Below are 19,692 nucleotides of genomic sequence, written 5' to 3'. Positions count from 1 at the left end.
TCAGCCCGACCGGGCCTGACGCGGCATGCGGAATGGCAGCATCAACCGCACCAATGGATTGGACAGCCGGCGGCAATCCAGCGTCTCATGGACCATCTCCAGTCGTTGTCCACCCAGCGTGGTCTCTATGCAGGCCCGTGTATAAAAGGGCGAATCCTCCAGCCGCTTAACAAGCGTCGGGGACCAGTCCGCGTCACAGGCAACACCACTGCGCACGCCCCAGAACCCACGCGGCAGTTCCTGACGCACCGGCAGGTCAAGGATATCAGGCGTTCCTGAAGCGCTGTACCGAAGGGCCAGACGACGGGGCGCCCCAATGCGCGGTATGGCATCATAAAGGATGACGGCATCTCCCCCGGCACCCACATTGCCCCGCGCCCAGTCCCAGCCCATGAAATCCTGTTCAATCGGGCGCGGCCCATAATTCATGTCATGATAGGCACGCCCCCGCCAGCCACCGCCCGGCAGCGCATCGCAGCTGACAATCGCCGTGGCCTTGGGCATGCGGGGGGACCAGACATGCCGCCCCTCCGCATCCAGATCGACATGACCATCGCTGACAATATCCGGGTGCAACTCAACGCGGCCCGAGACGCGGCGTGGCATCAGCCGCTGCCCCGGCCAGGGCAGGGCCGTTTCCGTGAAATCGATCACCAGCCTGCCATCGCGCATGGCCATGCCGCTGGACCCGATCCGCAGGTGATCCCGCCCACGGTCCAGACTGGCCTGCCCGCGTTCGGTCATGCACCAGATATTGCCGTTCGGGCCATAGAGCGCGACGTTGAAGGCGACATGATCCTCGGGTCGCCCCCGCCCGGACCAATGATAATAGGGGGAGAAGACGGAGCCGACGAAGGCAATGATGGTCAGGGCGTAGTGTCCGCAATCACTGACCGCATCGGCATACCACCAGTGATAGCCACCGGGCGGGACCGGCCGATCAAAGCCCGGTCCGCCAGCAACCGTTCGGCTGCGATCTTGCCCGACAGGGCCGCCATCGGTACTCCCGGCCCCGGATGCACGCTGCCCCCCGCCAGATACAGGCCCTTGATCGGGCCCTGCGACGATGGCCGCCGGAAGGACGCCATGGCGCCATGCGATGCCATCCCGTACAGCGCGCCGCCCGTACCCGGAAACAGACGGTTGAAACCATCCGGTGCCGTTATCGACATCACCCGTCTGTCCAACGGCAGGGTCAGCCCGTTGCGGGCCAGACGGTGTTCCATCGAAGACAGACATCGGTCGATCTCGCTTTCCGTATAGGCATGGTCATCGCCGTCCGCCGGCATGTTCATCAGGCTATAAAGCCGTTCCCCGTTGCCCGCCGCCGTCCCGCGCAAGGCGCCGGCATCGCTGCGGTCCTGGGCACAGACATAGATTGTGGGGTCCGCCGGGGGGCGATGTTGACGCAGGATGGCGTCGAATTCCGCCTTGTAATCGTCGGAAAAGAAAACTGTGTGATGGGCCAGCGGTACGCCCGACGTGATGGCCGGACCGCAGGCCACCAGCGCAGACAAAGACCGCTGCCCCATCCGCCGGCGCGGCACCTTGCCCGGCTCCAACAACGGGACCAGGGCCGCGGCATCACCATTGAAGATCACCGATGCCGCCCTGATCTGCCGCTGCTGGTCAGTCGTGACACCCGTGACGGTACGGCCCGAACGGTCCTTATCGATGGACACGACATTCTCTGCGAACCGGAACACGACCCCCAGACGTTCCGCCACCGCCATCAGGCGCCGGGCCAGCAGATGCATGCCCCCCTGGACGATCCACACGCCATCCTGTTCCACATGCGCCACCAGCATCAGCGTGGCCGGCGCCAGGAACGGCGACGAACCGCAATAGGTGGCATAGCGCCCGAACAATTGCCGCATACGCGGATCGGCAAAATAGCCCGACAGCGCCGACCAGAGCGTGCTGTACGGCTTCAGCGCCAGCAGTGACCCTGGCCGGTGCAGCCCGATGCGGGCCGACAGCGATAGCGGATTGGGCCGGGGCGCATCAATGAAGCTGCGTTCCAGCAATCGATAGATGCGGGCGCTGTCATTGGCAAAGCGTCGGAAGCCCGCAGCCTCCCGCGCGCCCGCGAAATCGCCGATGGCATCGGCGTTGCGGCCCACATCCGCGAACAGGTCCAACCCGTCACCGCCCTGCCAGTAATGCCGGGCCAGCAGGTCGGAGCGGACCAATCCAACCTCCCTCTCCAACGCCGTGCCGCATCGGGAAAGAAGCGTATCGAACACCCACTTCATGGTCAGAACGGTCGGACCGGCATCGAATGAATGCCCGCCAGCCGCGACCTGCCGCAATTTTCCGCCCGGCCCCGCCGCGCCATCAATCACCACGACCCTAAAACCGGCACTGGCCAGAACCAGGGCAGCCGACAGGCCGCCCATCCCGGCACCAATAATCACCACGTCATTTTCAGTTCCGCCGCTCACGCCCGTCCCTCGCGGATTGACATTCGCTTAAGGTGTGTCAATTTAGATTTACACTTTTTATCGTCAAATGAAATTGACAAATAAGTGCAAGGAGACGGCCCCATGGATTTGCCAGAGCGCATCGAAACCGGACTGCAGCTCGCCCTGCGGCTGTCCACGGCCAATGGCTGTCCTCCACTTCTGGCCAAGGGGTTGCGCCACGCGGTCTTTCCCGGCGGCGCCCGCATCCGGCCCCGTCTGTGTCTGGCCGTGGCAACGGCCTGCGGTGACCAGGACCCAAAGGCCGCCAATGCGGTTGCCGTGGGGATTGAGCTGCTGCACTGCGCCTCCCTGGTGCATGACGACATGCCCTGCTTCGACAATGCCGCCACCCGCCGGGGACAGACATCCGTGCATACGGAGTTCGGGGAGGATATTGCCCTTCTGGTGGGTGACGGCCTGATCGTGGCGGCGTTTGAGACGGTGGCGCGGGAAACCCTGCACAACCCCCGCCTTACAGCGCCGTTGATTGCCACCATCGCCAAGGCCGTGGGGTCACCCTATGGGCTTGTCGCCGGCCAAGCATGGGAGAGTGAGCCGGAGATCGACATCACCCAGTATCATCGCGCCAAGACGGCATCGCTGTTCGCGGGCGCGGTCTCCGCCGGCGCGTTGGCCTCAGGCGGCAACCCGCAGGATTGGCTGACTTTGGCCGATGCCCTGGGTTCCGCCTATCAGGTTGCGGATGATCTTTATGATGCCATCGGCCTGACGGGCAGCATGGGCAAACCGGTGGGCCAGGATGGGCGCAATGGCAAGCCCAATATCGCAATCTCGCTCGGCATTCCCGCCGTGCTGAACCATCTGCGTACCCTGGTGGAAACGGCGGCGGACAGCGTGCCCGATTGTGCCGGACGCGATGCGTTCCGCGCGATGATCCGGAACGAGGCGACGCGGCTGATGCCAAAGACGCTCTCTGTCAGCGCAGCTTGACACAGGCATGTCGGCACAATCCGCCAAAAGCCAGATTATGCCGCCGGCCCTGACGGAGAACCTGCCGCTTGCCCTGCGCCTGCGGCTCTGGCGCAACCGGCTTGTGGCCTCGCCCCGGTTCCGCCGGCTGATTGCCCGGCTCCCCCTGTTGCGCAGCATTGGCAACCGCAAGGCCAATGACCTGTTCCGCCTGACGGGCGGCTTCATCTTCTCCCAGGTGCTGCTGGCCGGTGTCCGGCTGGGGCTTTATGAGACCTTGCAGGACGCACCGGCAACAACCGGGGCCCTGGCGGCGCGTCTGGGCATCCCGGAAGGGCGCCTGCGCGTGCTGCTGCGGGCCAGCACTTCCCTGAACCTTCTTATTGAACCGTCACCCGACTTCTGGGTCCTTGATGATGCCGGGGCCGTGCTGGCCAGTGACCGGGGACTCGGTGCCATGGTGCTGCACCATGCCATGCTGTATCGCGACCTGACCGAACCCGACCAGTTGCTGCGCACTGCCGGCGCACAGACGGAACTGCGCCAATACTGGGCGTATGTACGGGAAATGGGGACCGGGGGGCCACAGGCCGCAGAGGTCGATGGCTATTCCCTGCTGATGCGGGAAAGCCAGGCCATGATGGCCGACTGTATCCTGGCAGCCTATGATTTCGGACAGACGCGCATCCTTCTGGATGTCGGGGGCGGCGACGGCGCGTTCCTGGCAGCGGCAGCCGACCGCCATGCCGGCCTGGAACTGCGGCTGTTCGACCTTCCCGCCGTCGCCGACCGTGCCGTCCACCATCTGGAATCACTGGGGTTGGGCGCGCGTACACGGGTTCATGGCGGGGATTTCGTTCACGACCCGCTGCCCGATGATGCCGACTGCGTCACCCTGGTCCGGATTCTCTGCGACCATGATGATTCGCGGGTGGCGGCCATTCTCGCCAATCTCCACCGGTCGTTGCGTCCCGGAACGACGCTGATCGTCGCTGAAGCCATGGATGGAAAGTCGGAAGGCGCGCGGCTCAGCGCCGCCTATTTCGGCTTCTACTTCCTGGCCATGGGGTCCGGGCGTTGCCGTAGCGCACAGGAAATCGCCGGATTTCTGTCATCCGCCGGCTTTCAGGCGGTTCGCACGGTGACCACGTCGAACCCGCTGATCGCCACTTTGGTCACCGCGCGCCGATAGCAAGGCGGTGCCGGACGGTTAAAAAGTGTAAATATTGATTGACAGTTATATGTGTCAACTTAATATGACACTTGCGTAATCAGAAGCTATGCCTTGGGGAGGCGACAAGATGTACGCGTCGGCCATCGTGTTCGAGAAACCGGGAGAAGTCGCCGTTCGGCGGCTGGCTCTCCACGTTCCCGGCCCCGCCGACGTCGTGGTCGAGACGGTTGCCAGCGGCGTTTCCACAGGAACGGAGAAGATGCTGTTCCAGGGGACCATGCCGCGCTTTCCCGGAATGGCCTATCCCTTGGTCCCTGGGTACGAAACCGTCGGTCGCGTGGTTCAGGCCGGACCTTTGTCCGGGCATCAGATTGGCGAGATGGTGTTTGTACCGGGTGCCAGTTGCTATGCCGATGCGGCGGGCCTGTTCGGGGCCAATGCGTCACAACTGATCGTGCCGGGCACACGGGTATTCACGGTCGGCCCGGACCTGGAAGAGAATGGGGTGCTGCTGGCCCTGGCGGCAACCGCGCACCACGCGGTGATGCGGGCACGGGGGCCGGTTGATCTGGTTGTTGGCCATGGCGTGCTGGGGCGGTTGATCGCCCGCATTGTGATGGCCCTTGGTTTTGCGGCACCGACTGTCTGGGAAAAGGCGTCTGCGCGCCGTCCCGGTGCCACCGGTTACACAGTGACCGATCCCGGTGATGACGGCGATGCCCGCTACGGCACCGCCATTGATGCCAGCGGCGATGCCGCCGCCATCGACGGGATCATCACACGCCTGAGCAAGCCGGCGGAGCTGATTCTGGCAGGATTTTACGGAGAACGCGTTGGCTATGCCTTCGCGCCGGCCTTCATGCGGGAACTGACGTTGTCCATCGCTGCGGAATTCCGCCCGGAGGATGTTTCCGCCGTCATCGCGCTGGTGGAAACCGGGCGCCTGTCCCTCGACGGGTTGCTGACGCATCGGGCCGCACCGGCCCAGGCGTCATCCGCCTACTCAACCGCGTTCAACGACCTCGGCTGCCTGAAAATGGTGATCGACTGGAGGAAAGCCGCATGAGTCTTGATCTGGACGTCCGCAGCAGCCCGAAAACCATGAGCAGGCGCCTGCGTGAAGAGGCGGCCATCGAACCCGATGCGCCGCATGTCGGCAAGGTCACCAAGGAAACCCAGATCATTGCCATCTATGGCAAGGGCGGCATCGGCAAGAGCTTCACGCTCGCCAACCTGTCCTACATGCTGGCGCAGCTGGGCAAGAAAGTGCTGCTGATCGGGTGCGACCCGAAAAGCGATACGACATCGCTGCTGTTCGGGGGCCGTGCCTGCCCCACCATCATCCAGACGGCCTCGCGCCGCAAGGATGCGGGCCAGGAAGTGTCCATCTCCGACGTCTGCTTCAAGCGCGATGGCGTGTTCGCCATGGAGTTGGGCGGGCCGGAAGTGGGCCGTGGCTGTGGCGGTCGTGGTATCATCCACGGGTTTGAAACGCTGGAGAAGCTGGGGTTCCATGAATGGGACTTCGACTTTGTCCTGCTGGACTTCCTGGGCGATGTGGTCTGCGGCGGCTTCGGCCTGCCGATTGCCCGCGACATGTGCCAGAAGGTGGTGGTTGTCGGCTCCAACGACCTCCAGTCGCTGTATGTCGCCAACAATGTCTGCTCGGCGGTGAAGTATTTCCGCAATCTGGGCGGCAATGTCGGTGTGGCCGGTCTGGTCATCAACAAGGATGACGGCACCGGTGAGGCCCAGGCCTTTGCCGACGCCGTCGGCATCCCGGTCCTGGCCTCCATCCCGCAGGATGAGGATATTCGCCGCAAAAGCGCCAACTACCAGATTATCGGCACGCCCGATAACCGCTGGGGTCCGCTGTTTGAGGCGCTGTCCATCAATCTGGCCGAAGCCCCGCCGGTGCTGCCCCGCCCACTGGATCAGGATGGCCTGCTGGGCCTGTTCGATGCCAGCCAGACGGGTGGCAATTTCCAGCTGGAACCGGCCACGCCGGAAGATATGTGCCCTGCGGGTGCGCTGAAACGCGCCTCGCTCGAAGTCATCTACGACCGGGTCTGAGGGGCACATAAGATGGACGACCAGCCTTTGGACTTCACACGCGACGCTGCCGGCGAGACGGCCCTTTCGGGGGACGACGGACACTCTGCCACTGCCGCCGGGTGCCATGGCGGTGTCGAACTGTCACGTGCCGCTGCCCGTGCGGCTGGTAATGACGAGGTGATGGACCGGCTGGAACGCGACTACCCCAAGGGGCCGCATGACCAGCCGCAATCCATGTGCCCGGCCTTCGGGTCACTGCGCGTCGGCCTGCGCATGCGGCGGGTGGGGACCATCCTGTCGGGGTCGGCCTGCTGCGTCTATGGCCTCACCTTCACCTCGCACTTTTACGGTGCCAAGCGCTCTGTCGGCTATGTGCCGTTCAGTTCGGAGACGCTGGTCACCGGCAAGCTGTACGAGGATATTGTCGAGGCGGTGCATCAGATGGCCGATCCAGGCAAATATGATGCCGTCATCGTCACCAATCTCTGCGTGCCCACAGCCTCTGGCGTGCCGCTGAAAATGCTGCCGAAGCAGATCGATGGGGTGCGTATCATCGGCATCGACGTCCCCGGCTTTGGCGTGCCCACGCATGCGGAAGCCAAGGATGTGCTGTCGGGCGCCATGCTGGCCTATGCAAGGCAAGAGGCAGAGGCCGGCCCGGTGCAGATGCCGCGCGCCGGTCTGAAGGACAAGCCGACAGTGACGCTGGTGGGGGAAATGTTCCCCGCCGACCCGGTGGTGATCGGCAATATGCTGGAGCCGATGGGTCTGGCCGTGGGGCCGACCATTCCGGTGCGCGAATGGCGCGATCTCTATGGGGCGCTGGACTGCGCCGCTGTTGCGGCCATCCACCCCTTCTATACGGCGACGTTCCGGGAATTCACCGCCGCCGGTCGGCCCATCGTGGGGTCAGCCCCCATCGGGCTGGACGGTACCGATGCCTGGCTGTCGGCCATCGGACAGCGCTGCGGCGTGCCGCAGACGCGGATTGATCAGACGCGCAACGCCATGCGTGCGGCCATCACGGCGGGCCTTGCCGCCAACCGCATCAATGGCCGCATCACCCTGTCGGGCTATGAAGGGTCGGAACTGCTGGTCGGACGGTTGCTGGTCGAACTGGGGGCGGACCTGCGCTATGTCGGCACGGCCTGTCCCAAGACGCCGTACAATGCCGAAGATGCGGAATGGCTGAAGGCCAAGGGCGTGATCGTCCGCTTCCGCGCCTCCCTGGAACAGGATCTGGCGGCGTTTGCCGAGTTCAAGCCCGATCTGGCTATTGGCACCACGCCCGTGGTGCAGAAGGCCAAGGAAGCGGGAACGCCGGCCCTTTACTTCACCAACCTGATTTCCGCCCGTCCCCTGATGGGCCCGGCGGGTCCGGGGTCGCTGCCACCGGTCATCAACGCCGCCATTGCCAACAAGCATCGCTTTGATGCCATGAACGCCTTCTTTGAAGGTGTCGGCACCGGTGATGCCGCCGGTATCTGGGAAGATGTACCCCAGGACCGCAGTGCCTTCCGCCGCAAATACGGTGCCCGTGTCAACCAATCGCGCAATGCGGTCGAGAATGGAGATAGCGTCGGATGCTGATCCTCGACCATGACAGAGCCGGTGGCTATTGGGGCAGCGTCTACGCCTTTACGGCGATCAAGGGGCTGCAGGTGATCATCGACGGCCCCGTGGGCTGCGAGAACCTGCCTGTCACCTCCGTCCTGCACTATACCGACGCCCTGCCCCCGCATGAGCTGCCGATTGTCGTCAGCGGCCTGTCGGAGGATGAGCTGGGCCGCCACGGCACCGAAGGGGCGATGAAGCGGGCGCGTCTGGCGCTGGACCCTAACCTGCCCGCCGTGGTGGTGACTGGGTCGATTGCAGAGATGATTGGCGGTGGCGTGACACCGGAAGGGTCGAACATCGTCCGCTTCCTGCCGCGCACCATCGACGAGGATCAGTGGCAAAGTGCCGACCGCGCCCTGAAATGGCTGTGGACGGAATTCGGGCCCAAGGGTGGCAAGGTCCCCGCCCCACGGCGCCGGCCCGAAGGGGCCAAGCCGCGTGTCAACATCATCGGCCCGATCTATGGCACCTACAACATGCCGTCTGACCTGGCCGAAATCCGGCGTCTGGTCGAAGGCTTGGGGGCCGAGATCAACATGGTCTTCCCCCTGGGAAGCCATGTCGATGATGTGCGCAAGCTGGCCGATGCCGATGCCAATATCTGTCTGTACCGGGAATTCGGGCGCCTTTTGTGCGAGACCTTGGATCGACCCTATTTGCAGGCCCCCATCGGTATCCATTCCACCACGGCCTTCCTGCGCCAGCTGGGCGAGATGCTGGGCCTGGACCCGGAGCCGTTCATCAAACGGGAAAAGCACACGACGCTGAAGCCGCTCTGGGATCTCTGGCGGTCGGTAACGCAGGATTTCTTCGGCACGGCCAGCTTCGCCATCGTGGCGGGCGAGACCTATACGCGCGGCGTGCGCAATTTCCTGGAAGAGGAAATGGGCCTGCCCTGCGCCTTCGCGGTGCAACGCAAGCCAGGGGTCAAGACCGACAATGATGCGGTCCAGGACCTGATCACCGGCAAGCCGCCGATGGTGATGTTCGGTTCCTTCAATGAACGCATGTACATGGGCGAACGTAGGCAGCGGGGCAAGTTCATCCAGCTCTCCTATCCCGGTGCCATTGTCCGCCGCCATATCGGCACGCCGGTCATGGGCTATTCGGGGGCGGCTTGGCTGATCCAAGAGGTCTGCAACGCCCTGTTCGACATGCTGTTCGAGATCCTACCCCGGGCAGGTGAACTGGATGCCATCGAACCGACAACAACCCGGAGCGGCGCCATGCCCTGGTCGGCGGATGCGCAGGCGCTCCTGGAGCGTCGCATCCTTGCGGAACCGGTTCTGGTCCGGATTTCAGCTGCCAAGCGCATGCGCGAAGCAGCCGAACGTGAGGCGCGCCGCGACGGTGCGTCGGAAGTCACGCTGCGTCATTTCGACGGGGCGGCGAAGGTACACGCTTGAAGAAGTAATCAGAGGATGCCGTCAAGGGATGGCAGCGGGGAGGACAAATGATGTTCAGCATTGGACATGGGGGCGCCAGGGACCGCCAGTTGGAGCGCGCGGAAATGCGCCTCGTCTTCCTGATCTCCTATCCGCTCTGCCTGGTGGCCGCGATGGCCAGCCGGATCACCCACCTTTTCGACCGCCGGGCTGTGCGCCCGGTGCAGTCCATCTTTGCCGAGGCCCGTTCGTCGGCCCACGCCGCTATTGGTTACGCGTTCAACGTGTAACCGCTTCCTTGCCGGTGTGCTCGACACCGTCAAAAACCCGGTAATGCCGCCATGGTGGCACTGCCGGAACCCTGCCGCGGGGGCGCCGCGGCATTCGAGACTAGGAGGTGGATTTGATGGCTGACTCATCAAACGTCTCACTTTCGGGTCTGACCGAAAGCGAAGCTCGCGAGGTCCATTCGTTCTTCATCCAAGGCTTCCTGATCTTCACGGCGATCGCTATCGCCGCGCATGTTCTGGTCTGGATGTGGCGCCCGTGGATCCCTGGGCCCAATGGTTATGCCTCTCTGGAAGGCATTGGCCAAACGGCACAATCACTGCTGCCGATGATCGGCTAAGGAGAAAGCGACATGTGGAGAATCTGGCTGATGTTCGACCCGCGCAAGGCGCTGGTTGCACTGTCCGTGTTTCTGTTCACGCTCGCCATCCTGATCCATTTCGTCCTGTTGAGCACTGAACGGTTCAACTGGCTGGAGGGCAAGCCCCTCAAGACCAGCGCGATCGAACATTCGCTCTCCCTGGATGCGGATCAACCGAGCGTCGGCTGAGAACCTCAAGACGGCAGCAGGCGTGGCCGGTGACGGCCCCGCCCGCCGCCAACTTTCACCAAAAGACATCGCCAACTGGATGACCAACTGGCTGGCCTCTCTCGGAGGGCACGTACATGGCGCTGCTCAGTTTTGAACGCAAATATCGCGTGCGCGGTGGAACGCTGATCGGCGGCGACCTGTTCGACTTCTGGGTCGGGCCCTTCTATGTCGGGTTCTTCGGCGTCACTACCGCCTTTTTCGCCGCTTTGGGTACGGCGCTGATCCTGTACGGGGCGGCGATCGGGCCAACATGGAATATCTGGCAGATTTCCATTGCTCCCCCTGACTTGTCCTATGGGCTGGCGCTTGCGCCGCTGAAACAAGGGGGGCTTTGGCAGTTGATCACCGTCTGCGCCTTGGGGGCCTTCTGCTCCTGGGCATTGCGCGAGGTGGAAATCTGCCGAAAGCTGGGGATCGGGTACCACGTGCCTTTTGCCTTCTCCTTCGCCATCTTCGCCTATACGACGCTGGTGGTGTTCCGCCCGCTGCTGCTGGGCGCCTGGGGGAACGGCTTCCCATACGGCATTTTCAGTCATCTCGACTGGGTGTCCAACGTCGGGTACCAGTATCTGCACTTCCACTATAATCCTGCACACATGATCGCCGTGTCGTTCTTCTTCACGACGACGCTGGCGCTGTCGCTGCATGGTGGTCTGATCCTGTCCGCTGCCAATCCCGGTGCCTCGCTGGACGAGCCGGGCAAACAGGCAGAGGTGAAGACGCCGGAATATGAAGACACCTTCTTCCGCGACATCATCGGCTATTCGATAGGCACCCTGGGCATTCACCGGCTGGGCCTGATCCTGGCGCTGAATGCCGGCTTCTGGAGTGCCGTCTGCATCATCATCAGTGGGCCCTTCTGGAACAAGGGCTGGCCCCAGTGGTGGAGCTGGTGGCTTGAACTTCCGATCTGGCGCTGAGGAGGAAGTGTGATGGCACAATATCAGAACATCATCACCCCGATCCAAGTCAGCGGCCCCGCCGAAGAAGGCATGCCGCTGCCCCGGGGTGACAGTCCGCGCACCGGAAAGCCGTTCTTCGTGCGTCTGTTCGGCATCATCGGCAATGCGCAGATCGGACCGATCTATCTAGGATATCTGGGCACCCTGTCGCTGGTCTTCGGCTTCATCGCGTTCGAGATCATCGGTCTCAACATGCTGGCCTCTGTCGGCTGGGACCCGATTGAGTTCGTGCGGCAGCTTTTCTGGCTGGGCCTGGAGCCGCCGGCGGCCAAATATGGGCTGAAGGTGCTGCCGCCGTTGGCGGAAGGGGGATGGTGGCTGATCGCCGGCTTCTTCCTGACCCTGTCGGTTCTGCTCTGGTGGGTTCGCGTCTATCGCCGCGCACGCCAGCTGGAGATGGGCACGCATGTCGCCTGGGCCTTTGCGGCGGCGATCTGGCTGTTCCTGGTGCTGGGCTTCATCCGCCCGCTGCTGATGGGCAACTTCTCTGAGGCGGTACCATTCGGCATCTTCCCGCATCTGGACTGGACGGCCGCCTTCTCCATCCGCTACGGCAATCTCTACTACAACCCCTTCCACTGCCTCTCCATCGTCTTCCTGTACGGATCGGTCCTGCTGTTCGCCATGCATGGCGCGACGATCCTGGCGGTGGGCAAGTATGGCGGCGAGCGTGAGCTGGAGCAGATCACCGACCGGGGCACCGCCTCGGAACGTGCCGCCCTGTTCTGGCGCTGGACGATGGGTTTCAACGCAACCATGGAATCCGTTCACCGCTGGGCTTGGTGGTTCGCCATCCTGACCCCGCTGACGGGCGGCATCGGCATCCTGCTGACCGGCACCGTGGTCGACAACTGGTACCTGTGGGGCGTCAACCACGGGCTTGTCTCACCGCTGCCCGACATGTGGCCCAACGTCGTCGATCCGGCGCAATAAGGGAGGGAGGACCATGAAACTCTGGTTACCATTCGCCGCCTCCGCCGGCGCCCTGCTGGCCGTGGCCAGCTTCGTCGGGGCCGGCTGGGATGCACCGCCTGTCGCCACCGACCAGCTCGGGTTCCGCGGAACCGGTATGTATCACCACCGCGACGTGGAGACGGAGGCAGCCCTGAAGGCCGCCAACGTCGCCCCGCCCGCCCCGTGGGAGGCTGATCCGTCAGGTGACAAGGCCTCCGCCCTTTATCAGAACGTCCAGGTCCTGGGCAATCTGTCGGGCGACCAGTTCAACCAGTTCATGGCCTCCATCACCGAATGGGTGGCGCCGGAAGCTGGCTGTAACTACTGCCACAACCCGGACAATATGGCGTCGGACGAGATCTATCAGAAGGTCGTCGCCCGCCGCATGATCCAGATGACCCAATCGATCAATGTCGATTGGAAGGCCCATGTCGCACAAACGGGCGTCACTTGTTACACGTGCCATCGCGGCAAGGGCGTACCGGCCCAGGTGTGGAGCACTACCCTGGATCCCAAACCGGCGGGCAACATGACCTCCAACCGCAGCGGCCAGAATGTCGTCGCGGTCAATGCCGGCAAGACATCCCTGCCGCAGAATGCCCTGTCGGATTATCTGCTGGGTGACAAGCCGATCCGGGTCCATTCCACAACGGCCCTTCCCACGGGCAAGAATCCCGCCGGGACCAAGGAAACCGAAGAAACATGGGCACTGATGGTGCACATGTCGGAATCGCTCGGCGTGAATTGCACGACCTGCCACAACACCCGCGCCTTCAATGACTGGGACCAGAGCCCGCCACAGCGGGTAACCGCCTGGCACGGCATCAAGATGGCTCGTCATCTGAACGTAAACTATATGCAGGGTCTCACCCCGGTATTTCCGGCCAACCGCAAGGGGCCGGAGGGCGATGTCCTGAAGATCGGTTGTGCGACCTGCCATAACGGCGTGCAGAAGCCGCTCTATGGCGTGTCCATGCTGAAGGATTACATCGACGCGGTCGCGGTCAAGGGTTCGACCGACGTGCCGAACTTCAGCACCTATATTCCGGGCAAGACCGAAGTGCTGGGTGGCGCCGCCGCCACGCCCGTTACCCAGCCATAAAGGGCCTGCTGCGGGCACGTCCCGCAGCTTTCCCTGTCATGGGCCGTCGTTCCCCCATGACGGCGACAACTCCAGGGGGAGCCGCAAGGCTCCCCCTGTTTTCTTTTGTCCGGCACATGTGAAACGGGCCCGCAGTCGCCGGCGCTCATCGCTGATCCATGTCTTTGAAAGTCAGGCCGCCTGGCCAAAGGACAGGTCGGGAAACCGGTCCAGATAGATCCGCAGCCACGGTGTGAAGCTATCCGGATCGTGCGCGATTTCGCGCCGGAGGTTGGCCAAGCTGATCCAGCGGGTGGCTGCAACCTCTTCTGGGTCCGGCAACGGGACCAAGCGGGTCCGGTCGGCCGACGCGCTGAACAGCGTCACACGCTCATGCTCGCGCAGGCCGGCGCCGACATCGGCCTCATAATCGACGGTCTGGTGACGCCGCAGGGGCAGCGTGATCCCCAGTTCCTCCGTCAGACGGCGGACGGCGCAATCCTCCACCCTTTCCCGCCAGTGCGGGTGGGAGCAGCAGGTATTAGCCCAGAGGCCACCGCAATGATACTTGCCCTGCGCACGTTTCTGCAGCAGCAGCCGGTCCCCGTCAAAGACGAAGACCGACACCGCCAGATGCAGCTGGCCCGTGATATGGGCCTGCATCTTTTCAATGGGATAAAGCGATCCGTCGGCGGCCACCGCCGGGATGATGATTTGTCGATCAATCATGCCCATGGCCGCCTCCCGGGATCAGGCGACCTGGCGCGCCAGGGCACATTGCGACCAGAGCGACGACAGCGCATCGGCCAGATGCTTGATATCGGCATCCGTATGCAGCGGCGTCGGCGTGATGCGCAGACGTTCGGTGCCGACCGGAACGGTAGGATAGTTGATGGGCTGCACGTAGATCCCGAACTGATCCAACAGGATGTCGGAAATCCATTTGCACTTGGCAGCATTGCCCACCATCACCGGCACAATATGGCTGGGATTATGCATGTGCGGGATGCCGCGCGTGTCCAGCGCCTGGCGCACCTTGGCCACCGTCGCCTGGTGGCGGGCTCGTTCGACCTGGCTTTCCTTCAGATGCCGGATTGCCTCGGTGGCACCGGCGGCCAGCGCCGGCGGCAGGGCCGTGGTGAAGATGAAGCCGGATGCGAAGGAGCGGACGAAATCGACCAGCACTTCCGATCCCGTGATATAACCGCCCATGCAGCCATAGGCCTTGCCAAGCGTCCCTTCGATGACCGTGATCCGGTCCATCAGGCCTTCGCGTTCCGCCACACCGCCGCCGCGCGGGCCGTACATGCCGACGGCATGTACTTCATCGATATAGGTGATGGCACCGAATTCATCGGCAACGCCACAGATCTCCTTGATCGGCGCGATGTCGCCATCCATCGAATAGACGGACTCAAACGCGACCATCTTGGGCAGCTTGGGATCATCAGCGGCCATCAGCTTGCGCAGATGCTGATAATCATTGTGCCGGAAAACACGGCGTTCACAGCCAGAATGGCGGATGCCCTCGATCATCGAGGCATGGTTGAGGGCATCGGAATAGACAATGATGCCGGGAATGCGCGACAGCAGGGTGCCCAGCGCCGCCCAGTTGGAGACATAGCCGGAGGTGAAGATCAGGGCCGCTTCCTTGCCATGCAGGTCGGCCAGCTCCTTTTCCAGCTGCACATGGTAATGATTGGTGCCGGAGATATTGCGGGTGCCGCCGGCCCCTGCCCCGCATTTGGCGATGATTTCTGTCATCCGCCCGGTCACCTTGGGGTTCTGTCCCATACCCAGATAGTCATTGGAACACCAGACGGTCACTTCGCCTGTTTCGCCATCGGCCCGATGGACTGTCGCCCTGGGAAAGGCACTGCACTGACGCTCCAGCTCAGCGAAGACGCGGTAATTGCCCGCCGTCTTGAGGTTGAGCAATGCCTGCTGCATATGAGCGAAAACGTCCATCTTTAATCCCCTTTCCGTCCCTGTATCCCAGATTTATTGCTGCTTGTCGGCCGCCGGCCCAACAATGGGCGGGTGGCCATGTTTGCCCCCGCCCGGCACCGCCCAGCGCCAAAGCGCCGTATCGGAAACGGGAAGGACGAGAACCAGATGTTCAAGGATGGCCAGCGCCATGAAGGTCGCCAGCAGTGAGTGCCCGACCACGGAATGATCCTGTGTCGCCTCATTGGCCGCGATGACCAGAAGGACGAACAGGGCCACCGCCACCCCCATCAGAAGATAGAAAAGCGGCGTCAGGTGGTCGGTCTTGAAGTAGCTTTTCAGATGCGCGATGCGGCTTGGCATCAACTCGCTGATCGCATTGGGCGCCCCGAAGAAGATCAGCAGCTTTGCGGAAATCCGCATCCCCCACAGCAGTCCGAATGCCGCCAGACCGAACAGGTTGGGACTGTCCGACAGCATCAGCCACAGCACCAGCCCCGTGATCAGGATGGCGATCTCATGATCGCAGATCGCTTCCCACGCCGCCCGAAACCGCGCGAACCCGGACAGGGCCGGCGGGCATTCCCCGGACCGACCGCCCATCAGCACGCCGGTCAGGAACGCCGCCTCATGCCAGGCCCAGACCAGTAGCGCTCCGAAGAACCCGGCATAGGACCCGAACGAGGTTTTCTCCTGCCCCCCGATCCACATCAGACCGACGCCGGCGACGCCGAACAGCGTCATCAGCGGCATGACCTGCACCGGACCCCAGCCACCACGTTCGGTCCGATGGACCATGGCCAGCACAAGCCCGGTCGACAGCCACCAGACCCCGATGGCGATCAGCACAACGATGACCGGGTTGGCGATTTCCATGGCGCCCTACCAGACCGGCTGAAGGCGCGAGGTCGCGGGGATCGCGTTCGTCTTGGCCGGGATCATGTACATGCGCAGGAAGTTGACACCCGCCGCCGCAGCCCACCAGACCTTGCCGACCGCGCCCACCACGCCACCGCGCTGCTTGGCGGCCATCATGCGCTGGTTGATCCGTTCCATACGCCGGAACCCCTCGTGCAGGGCGGGATTGTCCAGATCCAGGACCAGCGGGAAGCATTGGCGCGAAATCTCCGACGTCAGGCGGAAGACGCGCATGTCGTAATCATCAATATTCACGCCCATGGCGGCATGGAAAGCCGGGCGCATATGGTCGCGCACATACATGGTGGCAAACACGGCCAATAAGAAAAACTTGATCCACAGCTTGTTGACGCCCTGCATCAGCCGTTCATCGGACCGGATGATCAGGGAGAACGCCTCACCATGCGAGAATTCGTCGTTACACCATTCCTTGAACCATTTGAAAATCGGATGAAACCGGCGATCCGGGTTCTTTTCCAGATGGCGGAAGATGGTGATGTATCGGGCGTAGCCGATCTTTTCCGATAGGTAGGTGGCGTAATAGATGAACTTGGGCTTGAAGTAGGTGTACTTCTTGGCTTTGGCCAGGAAGCCCATATTGACACCGATGCCGAAATCCTTCAGCGCGTCATTGATGAAGCTGGCATGGCGGGACTCATCCCGGCTCATATAGCCAAACAGCTCACAGATTTCCTTGTTGGTTCCCCGGCGCTTCATCTCCTTGTAAAGGACGCAGCCGGAAAATTCCGACGTCAGGGAGGAGACCAGGAAATCGGTCAACTCTTCACGCAGCGCCGGTTCAAGATCGTTGATGTCGATATTGTCCCAGTCGGCATTGCGGCGGAAATGTCCCCTGTTCGGGTCGCTGCGCATCTGCGCGATCAGGGCGTCCCATTCGGCGCGCACAGGCTCCACATTGATCCGATCCATCTCTTCGAAATCGGTGGTGTAGAAGCGCGGCGCCAGCATGGTGGAGACCATCGCGCTGCGCGTGGTGTCATTGACCGCAGCCAGCTTTTCCTCGATCGAGGGTTCATGGTCGTGGAGATCGGCCTTCAGTGCCTGGTTGCTCATGACAGCGTCCTCTCCGTGAAGTTGAATTCGCACAGTTCCAGCATATCCAGATCACCGGTCGCCCGCGTCCAGGCCCGCTCCAGCGCACCGGCGCGGGTGATGGTGGCCTGCCGCCGGAAGCTGCGGCTTTGCCCATAGGGAACCTGCACCGGTGCGCCATGCACCAGCACCTCGTCACCCGGATGGACGATGACGCCATTATCGAAGCGCAGATGAGCGCCCAGCGCTTCGAACGTATTGTTGATCTCGACAGTGCAGTCGACAGTTTCGCGCCGCCGCATCAGGGCAAAAACCGGGTTCATGGCTTTGCTCCCCCTTGCAGGCCGAGCAGGGCAGCAAAGGCTGCCGCATTGTCCCGGCCAAATGCGTCAAGATAGATGCGTTCACCCGTCGCGGTGTCGGACAGGCTGACCCGACCGGACTCCCAACGGATCAGACGATAGGGCGCGTCCTTGGGTGCGGCAGCCACATCGCGCATCCGTTCAAAGGCCCGTAACGAGCCACGAACGAACCCGCCCTCATCAACGGGATAGTCAGCGATCACCGCCCCCGTCGTGGCATCCGTGACCATCACCCTGTCACCTGCGGCGCGGGTGATGGTGATGTCGCGGATCGCGACAGGACGGCTCGCCTCCTCCCGCACCACGCCGATCCCCGTTTCCTGACCGAACATAACGGCGGCAGTGGCGAAGATCAGAAGCGTAGCGGTGGACAGCAATATCCAGCGCGGGAACCGGTTCGTCCCCCGCCGCTTCCGGCTGTCGAGATAACCCAGGCTAAGCGCGGATGGCATCATCCCCTCCTATTCCGCATCAACAGCATGCGGGATGGTATCAACCGAGTTGGCAGCCACCCGCAGACGCGGATGGTCGGACCGGACGCTGGCATTCTGTCCATAGGCCAGGGTCATAATGGCGGCCACCGCTTCGGCGTCGGCCAAGCAGATCAGGCTGGGTTCCGGGGATGCAAACCGCCAGCCGCGCACATGCGGCCATTGCACCATCCAGGACAGCCGGTAGCCCTTGCGCAGGGCCATGGCGATGGTCCCCGCCTTGCCGCCCAACCGGCCCAGCGCGACCGTATCAATCTGGCTGAAGGGCAGATTGAGGGTCATCGACAGGGCCACACCGAACCGCATCACCACCCGTTCGCTGGTGACGGTGTAAAGCGTCGTCCGCTCCACCGCCCAGGCGAACAGTTCCAGCAGCCCCAGCGCCAGTGCCGCCAGACCGATCAGGACAGCAACAGAGAACAGGATGCCACCCGCTGGCTGGCCGTCAGCCGCACCGGCAGCGGCCGCCCACAGGCCCAGGATGACGAAATAGCCGCCGATCCAGTTGCTTTTGAGCACATGCTTTGCCACCAGCCGGGCGGAGGGACGCCCCTGCCAGAGGATGTCCTCACCTGCCGGCAGATGCCCCGGCAGGCCGGGGATCGGCTCAATCTCATGTTCACGGGCGATAAATTGTTTCACAGCAGCGACTCCTGTCTGTCACTGACGGCGTACAGAAGACCGGCACCGAAATAGGCGGCGATCTTGTCTTCCTCACGCAGGGTCACGATCCCGTCCTGCGCCGTGGCCGGCACATCCGCGAACTGCGCCGCGGTGACCGCGTGAACATAAAGCTGACGCCGGTTGCGGCCCGCACCCTGCACCACGACGAAGTTGTTGGGCAGCAACACGTTGCGCGCACCAACAGCCACTTCGTAATAGCGGATCAGATGCTCTGACCGGTCCACCCAGACATCGGCAACGGTGCCCGCCACCTTGCCATCGCAGGCGACGACGGACAGGCCGCGCGGATCGGTTTCGCCTTCGGCAATCGCAAAGCCGGCGGCGTTGCGCAGCGGTACGATGCGTGCCTCACCATGGGCCGTCATATCAGGACGTTCCGCCCGCTCCGCCCAGGAACCGGGACCGATGCCAGCCAGAAGCGGGTTGCCCAGCGGCTCAATCGGGGAACCCGGTGCCTTGGCAAAACGCTTGGCCGACAAAGGCCGCGTGTCGCGCACAAAATCCGGCACCTGCTTGGCACCCTGACCATGCGGCAGAACGAAGGTCTTTTTCGGGGGAATGAACAGGAACGGGTTCTTGTTGTACCGTCCCGTCGCATCCTCCTCCAGCGGGTAGCCTTCCCGCCGGTCCTCCTGCCGCAGGTACCAGATAAGGCCCGCAAAGAAGAGCCAGAAGGCGTAGAGCACCATCTGCGCCACATCGAGGCTGCCGCCGAGAGAACCGGTCATTTTTGT

General features: G+C 63.0%; 22 protein-coding genes. 12 read left to right on the top strand and 10 right to left on the bottom strand.

What is annotated here, in order from left to right; all coding sequences use genetic code 11:
- Together ACODSP_RS13900 and crtD are read right to left on the bottom strand one after the other, a co-directional pair.
- Positions 1-861, bottom strand: coding sequence for a carotenoid 1,2-hydratase (locus ACODSP_RS13900; RefSeq protein WP_488966191.1), 861 nt, complete (start codon positions 859-861; stop codon positions 1-3).
- A gap of 5 nt (positions 862-866) precedes the next feature.
- Positions 867-2,444 (bottom strand): 1-hydroxycarotenoid 3,4-desaturase CrtD, encoded by a 1,578-nt coding sequence (crtD, locus tag ACODSP_RS13895; RefSeq protein ID WP_488966163.1) that lies wholly within the window; start codon positions 2,442-2,444, stop codon positions 867-869.
- 102 nt (positions 2,445-2,546) lie between these two features.
- On the opposite strand from crtD, the gene ACODSP_RS13890 reads away from it, so the two are divergent.
- From ACODSP_RS13890 to pufC, 12 genes are all read left to right on the top strand, one after another.
- Positions 2,547-3,416, top strand: coding sequence for a polyprenyl synthetase family protein (locus tag ACODSP_RS13890; protein ID WP_488966162.1), 870 nt, complete (start codon positions 2,547-2,549; stop codon positions 3,414-3,416).
- 7 nt (positions 3,417-3,423) lie between these two features.
- Positions 3,424-4,587, top strand: a complete 1,164-nt coding sequence (locus ACODSP_RS13885; protein WP_488966161.1) for a methyltransferase — start codon at positions 3,424-3,426, stop codon at positions 4,585-4,587.
- 109 nt (positions 4,588-4,696) lie between these two features.
- On the top strand, positions 4,697-5,635 hold the full coding sequence (bchC, locus tag ACODSP_RS13880) for a chlorophyll synthesis pathway protein BchC (protein WP_488966160.1): 939 nt from the start codon (positions 4,697-4,699) through the stop codon (positions 5,633-5,635).
- Between the two features lie 35 nt (positions 5,636-5,670).
- The gene (locus tag ACODSP_RS13875; protein ID WP_054166382.1) at positions 5,671-6,642 is read left to right on the top strand and encodes a chlorophyllide a reductase iron protein subunit X; all 972 of its coding nucleotides are present in this window, start codon (positions 5,671-5,673) and stop codon (positions 6,640-6,642) included.
- A 12-nt stretch (positions 6,643-6,654) separates the two neighbouring features.
- Positions 6,655-8,214: a chlorophyllide a reductase subunit Y gene (gene bchY / locus ACODSP_RS13870; RefSeq protein ID WP_488966159.1), complete on the top strand. Its 1,560-nt coding sequence runs from the start codon at positions 6,655-6,657 to the stop codon at positions 8,212-8,214.
- Positions 8,208-9,647, top strand: coding sequence for a chlorophyllide a reductase subunit Z (gene bchZ / locus ACODSP_RS13865; protein ID WP_488966158.1), 1,440 nt, complete (start codon positions 8,208-8,210; stop codon positions 9,645-9,647). Before bchY ends, bchZ begins: the two co-directional genes overlap by 7 nt.
- A 47-nt stretch (positions 9,648-9,694) precedes the next feature.
- On the top strand, positions 9,695-9,916 hold the full coding sequence (locus ACODSP_RS13860; protein ID WP_488966157.1) for a hypothetical protein: 222 nt from the start codon (positions 9,695-9,697) through the stop codon (positions 9,914-9,916).
- A gap of 116 nt (positions 9,917-10,032) precedes the next feature.
- Positions 10,033-10,254 (top strand): light-harvesting antenna LH1, beta subunit, encoded by a 222-nt coding sequence (gene pufB, locus ACODSP_RS13855; protein WP_054166378.1) that lies wholly within the window; start codon positions 10,033-10,035, stop codon positions 10,252-10,254.
- Positions 10,255-10,266: 12 nt separating this feature from the next.
- A complete protein-coding gene (gene pufA, locus ACODSP_RS13850; protein WP_054166377.1) occupies positions 10,267-10,464 on the top strand; it encodes a light-harvesting antenna LH1, alpha subunit in 198 nt (65 codons plus the stop codon).
- Between the two features lie 116 nt (positions 10,465-10,580).
- Positions 10,581-11,426: a photosynthetic reaction center subunit L gene (gene pufL / locus ACODSP_RS13845; protein ID WP_488966156.1), complete on the top strand. Its 846-nt coding sequence runs from the start codon at positions 10,581-10,583 to the stop codon at positions 11,424-11,426.
- A gap of 12 nt (positions 11,427-11,438) precedes the next feature.
- A complete protein-coding gene (gene pufM / locus ACODSP_RS13840) occupies positions 11,439-12,401 on the top strand; it encodes a photosynthetic reaction center subunit M (protein ID WP_488966155.1) in 963 nt (320 codons plus the stop codon).
- A 13-nt stretch (positions 12,402-12,414) separates the two neighbouring features.
- Positions 12,415-13,524 carry a photosynthetic reaction center cytochrome PufC gene (gene pufC, locus ACODSP_RS13835; RefSeq protein ID WP_488966154.1) on the top strand — a complete coding sequence of 370 codons (1,110 nt, stop codon included), beginning with the start codon at positions 12,415-12,417 and terminating at the stop codon, positions 13,522-13,524.
- Positions 13,525-13,695: 171 nt separating this feature from the next.
- Here pufC and idi read toward each other — a convergent pair whose 3' ends face one another.
- Genes idi through puhA form a run of 8 tightly spaced genes read right to left on the bottom strand, consistent with a single transcriptional unit; the run spans position 13,696 to position 19,686 of the window.
- Positions 13,696-14,238: an isopentenyl-diphosphate delta-isomerase gene (gene idi, locus ACODSP_RS13830; protein WP_488966153.1), complete on the bottom strand. Its 543-nt coding sequence runs from the start codon at positions 14,236-14,238 to the stop codon at positions 13,696-13,698.
- Positions 14,239-14,253: 15 nt separating this feature from the next.
- Positions 14,254-15,471: a 5-aminolevulinate synthase gene (gene hemA / locus ACODSP_RS13825; RefSeq protein ID WP_488966152.1), complete on the bottom strand. Its 1,218-nt coding sequence runs from the start codon at positions 15,469-15,471 to the stop codon at positions 14,254-14,256.
- 33 nt (positions 15,472-15,504) lie between these two features.
- Entirely contained in the window at positions 15,505-16,326 is an 822-nt protein-coding gene (gene puhE, locus ACODSP_RS13820; RefSeq protein WP_488966151.1) for a putative photosynthetic complex assembly protein PuhE, read from the bottom strand.
- Positions 16,327-16,332: 6 nt separating this feature from the next.
- Complete coding sequence (gene acsF / locus ACODSP_RS13815; RefSeq protein WP_488966150.1) at positions 16,333-17,442, bottom strand: magnesium-protoporphyrin IX monomethyl ester (oxidative) cyclase; 1,110 nt, start codon at positions 17,440-17,442, stop codon at positions 16,333-16,335.
- The gene (locus ACODSP_RS13810; RefSeq protein ID WP_488966149.1) at positions 17,439-17,744 is read right to left on the bottom strand and encodes a hypothetical protein; all 306 of its coding nucleotides are present in this window, start codon (positions 17,742-17,744) and stop codon (positions 17,439-17,441) included. Before ACODSP_RS13810 ends, acsF begins: the two co-directional genes overlap by 4 nt.
- A complete protein-coding gene (gene puhC, locus ACODSP_RS13805) occupies positions 17,741-18,235 on the bottom strand; it encodes a photosynthetic complex assembly protein PuhC (protein ID WP_488966148.1) in 495 nt (164 codons plus the stop codon). Before puhC ends, ACODSP_RS13810 begins: the two co-directional genes overlap by 4 nt.
- A 9-nt stretch (positions 18,236-18,244) precedes the next feature.
- Entirely contained in the window at positions 18,245-18,916 is a 672-nt protein-coding gene (gene puhB, locus ACODSP_RS13800) for a photosynthetic complex putative assembly protein PuhB (RefSeq protein WP_488966147.1), read from the bottom strand.
- Positions 18,913-19,686, bottom strand: a complete 774-nt coding sequence (gene puhA, locus ACODSP_RS13795; protein WP_488966146.1) for a photosynthetic reaction center subunit H — start codon at positions 19,684-19,686, stop codon at positions 18,913-18,915. The genes puhB and puhA overlap by 4 nt, the downstream gene beginning before the upstream one ends.
- Positions 19,687-19,692: the final 6 nt, after the last annotated feature.

The sequence above is a fragment of the Niveispirillum sp. FG156 genome (genome assembly GCF_057809555.1).
Note: the sequence above shows the minus strand (reverse complement) of the source record. Positions and strands in the feature narration are given on the sequence as shown.

What these genes read in the sequence shown, in the direction of transcription:
- ACODSP_RS13890 (WP_488966162.1), top strand. Translation starts at nt 2,547, where the DNA reads ATGGATTTGCCAGAGCGCATCGAAACCGGACTGCAGCTCGCCCTGCGG.
- ACODSP_RS13885 (WP_488966161.1), top strand. Translation starts at nt 3,424, where the DNA reads ATGTCGGCACAATCCGCCAAAAGCCAGATTATGCCGCCGGCCCTGACG.
- bchC (WP_488966160.1), top strand. Translation starts at nt 4,697, where the DNA reads ATGTACGCGTCGGCCATCGTGTTCGAGAAACCGGGAGAAGTCGCCGTT.
- ACODSP_RS13875 (WP_054166382.1), top strand. Translation starts at nt 5,671, where the DNA reads ATGAGCAGGCGCCTGCGTGAAGAGGCGGCCATCGAACCCGATGCGCCG.
- bchY (WP_488966159.1), top strand. Translation starts at nt 6,655, where the DNA reads ATGGACGACCAGCCTTTGGACTTCACACGCGACGCTGCCGGCGAGACG.
- bchZ (WP_488966158.1), top strand. Translation starts at nt 8,208, where the DNA reads ATGCTGATCCTCGACCATGACAGAGCCGGTGGCTATTGGGGCAGCGTC.
- ACODSP_RS13860 (WP_488966157.1), top strand. Translation starts at nt 9,695, where the DNA reads ATGATGTTCAGCATTGGACATGGGGGCGCCAGGGACCGCCAGTTGGAG.
- pufB (WP_054166378.1), top strand. Translation starts at nt 10,033, where the DNA reads ATGGCTGACTCATCAAACGTCTCACTTTCGGGTCTGACCGAAAGCGAA.
- pufA (WP_054166377.1), top strand. Translation starts at nt 10,267, where the DNA reads ATGTGGAGAATCTGGCTGATGTTCGACCCGCGCAAGGCGCTGGTTGCA.
- pufL (WP_488966156.1), top strand. Translation starts at nt 10,581, where the DNA reads ATGGCGCTGCTCAGTTTTGAACGCAAATATCGCGTGCGCGGTGGAACG.
- pufM (WP_488966155.1), top strand. Translation starts at nt 11,439, where the DNA reads ATGGCACAATATCAGAACATCATCACCCCGATCCAAGTCAGCGGCCCC.
- pufC (WP_488966154.1), top strand. Translation starts at nt 12,415, where the DNA reads ATGAAACTCTGGTTACCATTCGCCGCCTCCGCCGGCGCCCTGCTGGCC.
- idi (WP_488966153.1), bottom strand. Translation starts at nt 14,238, where the DNA reads ATGGGCATGATTGATCGACAAATCATCATCCCGGCGGTGGCCGCCGAC.
- hemA (WP_488966152.1), bottom strand. Translation starts at nt 15,471, where the DNA reads ATGGACGTTTTCGCTCATATGCAGCAGGCATTGCTCAACCTCAAGACG.
- puhE (WP_488966151.1), bottom strand. Translation starts at nt 16,326, where the DNA reads ATGGAAATCGCCAACCCGGTCATCGTTGTGCTGATCGCCATCGGGGTC.
- acsF (WP_488966150.1), bottom strand. Translation starts at nt 17,442, where the DNA reads ATGAGCAACCAGGCACTGAAGGCCGATCTCCACGACCATGAACCCTCG.
- ACODSP_RS13810 (WP_488966149.1), bottom strand. Translation starts at nt 17,744, where the DNA reads ATGAACCCGGTTTTTGCCCTGATGCGGCGGCGCGAAACTGTCGACTGC.
- puhC (WP_488966148.1), bottom strand. Translation starts at nt 18,235, where the DNA reads ATGCCATCCGCGCTTAGCCTGGGTTATCTCGACAGCCGGAAGCGGCGG.
- puhA (WP_488966146.1), bottom strand. Translation starts at nt 19,686, where the DNA reads ATGACCGGTTCTCTCGGCGGCAGCCTCGATGTGGCGCAGATGGTGCTC.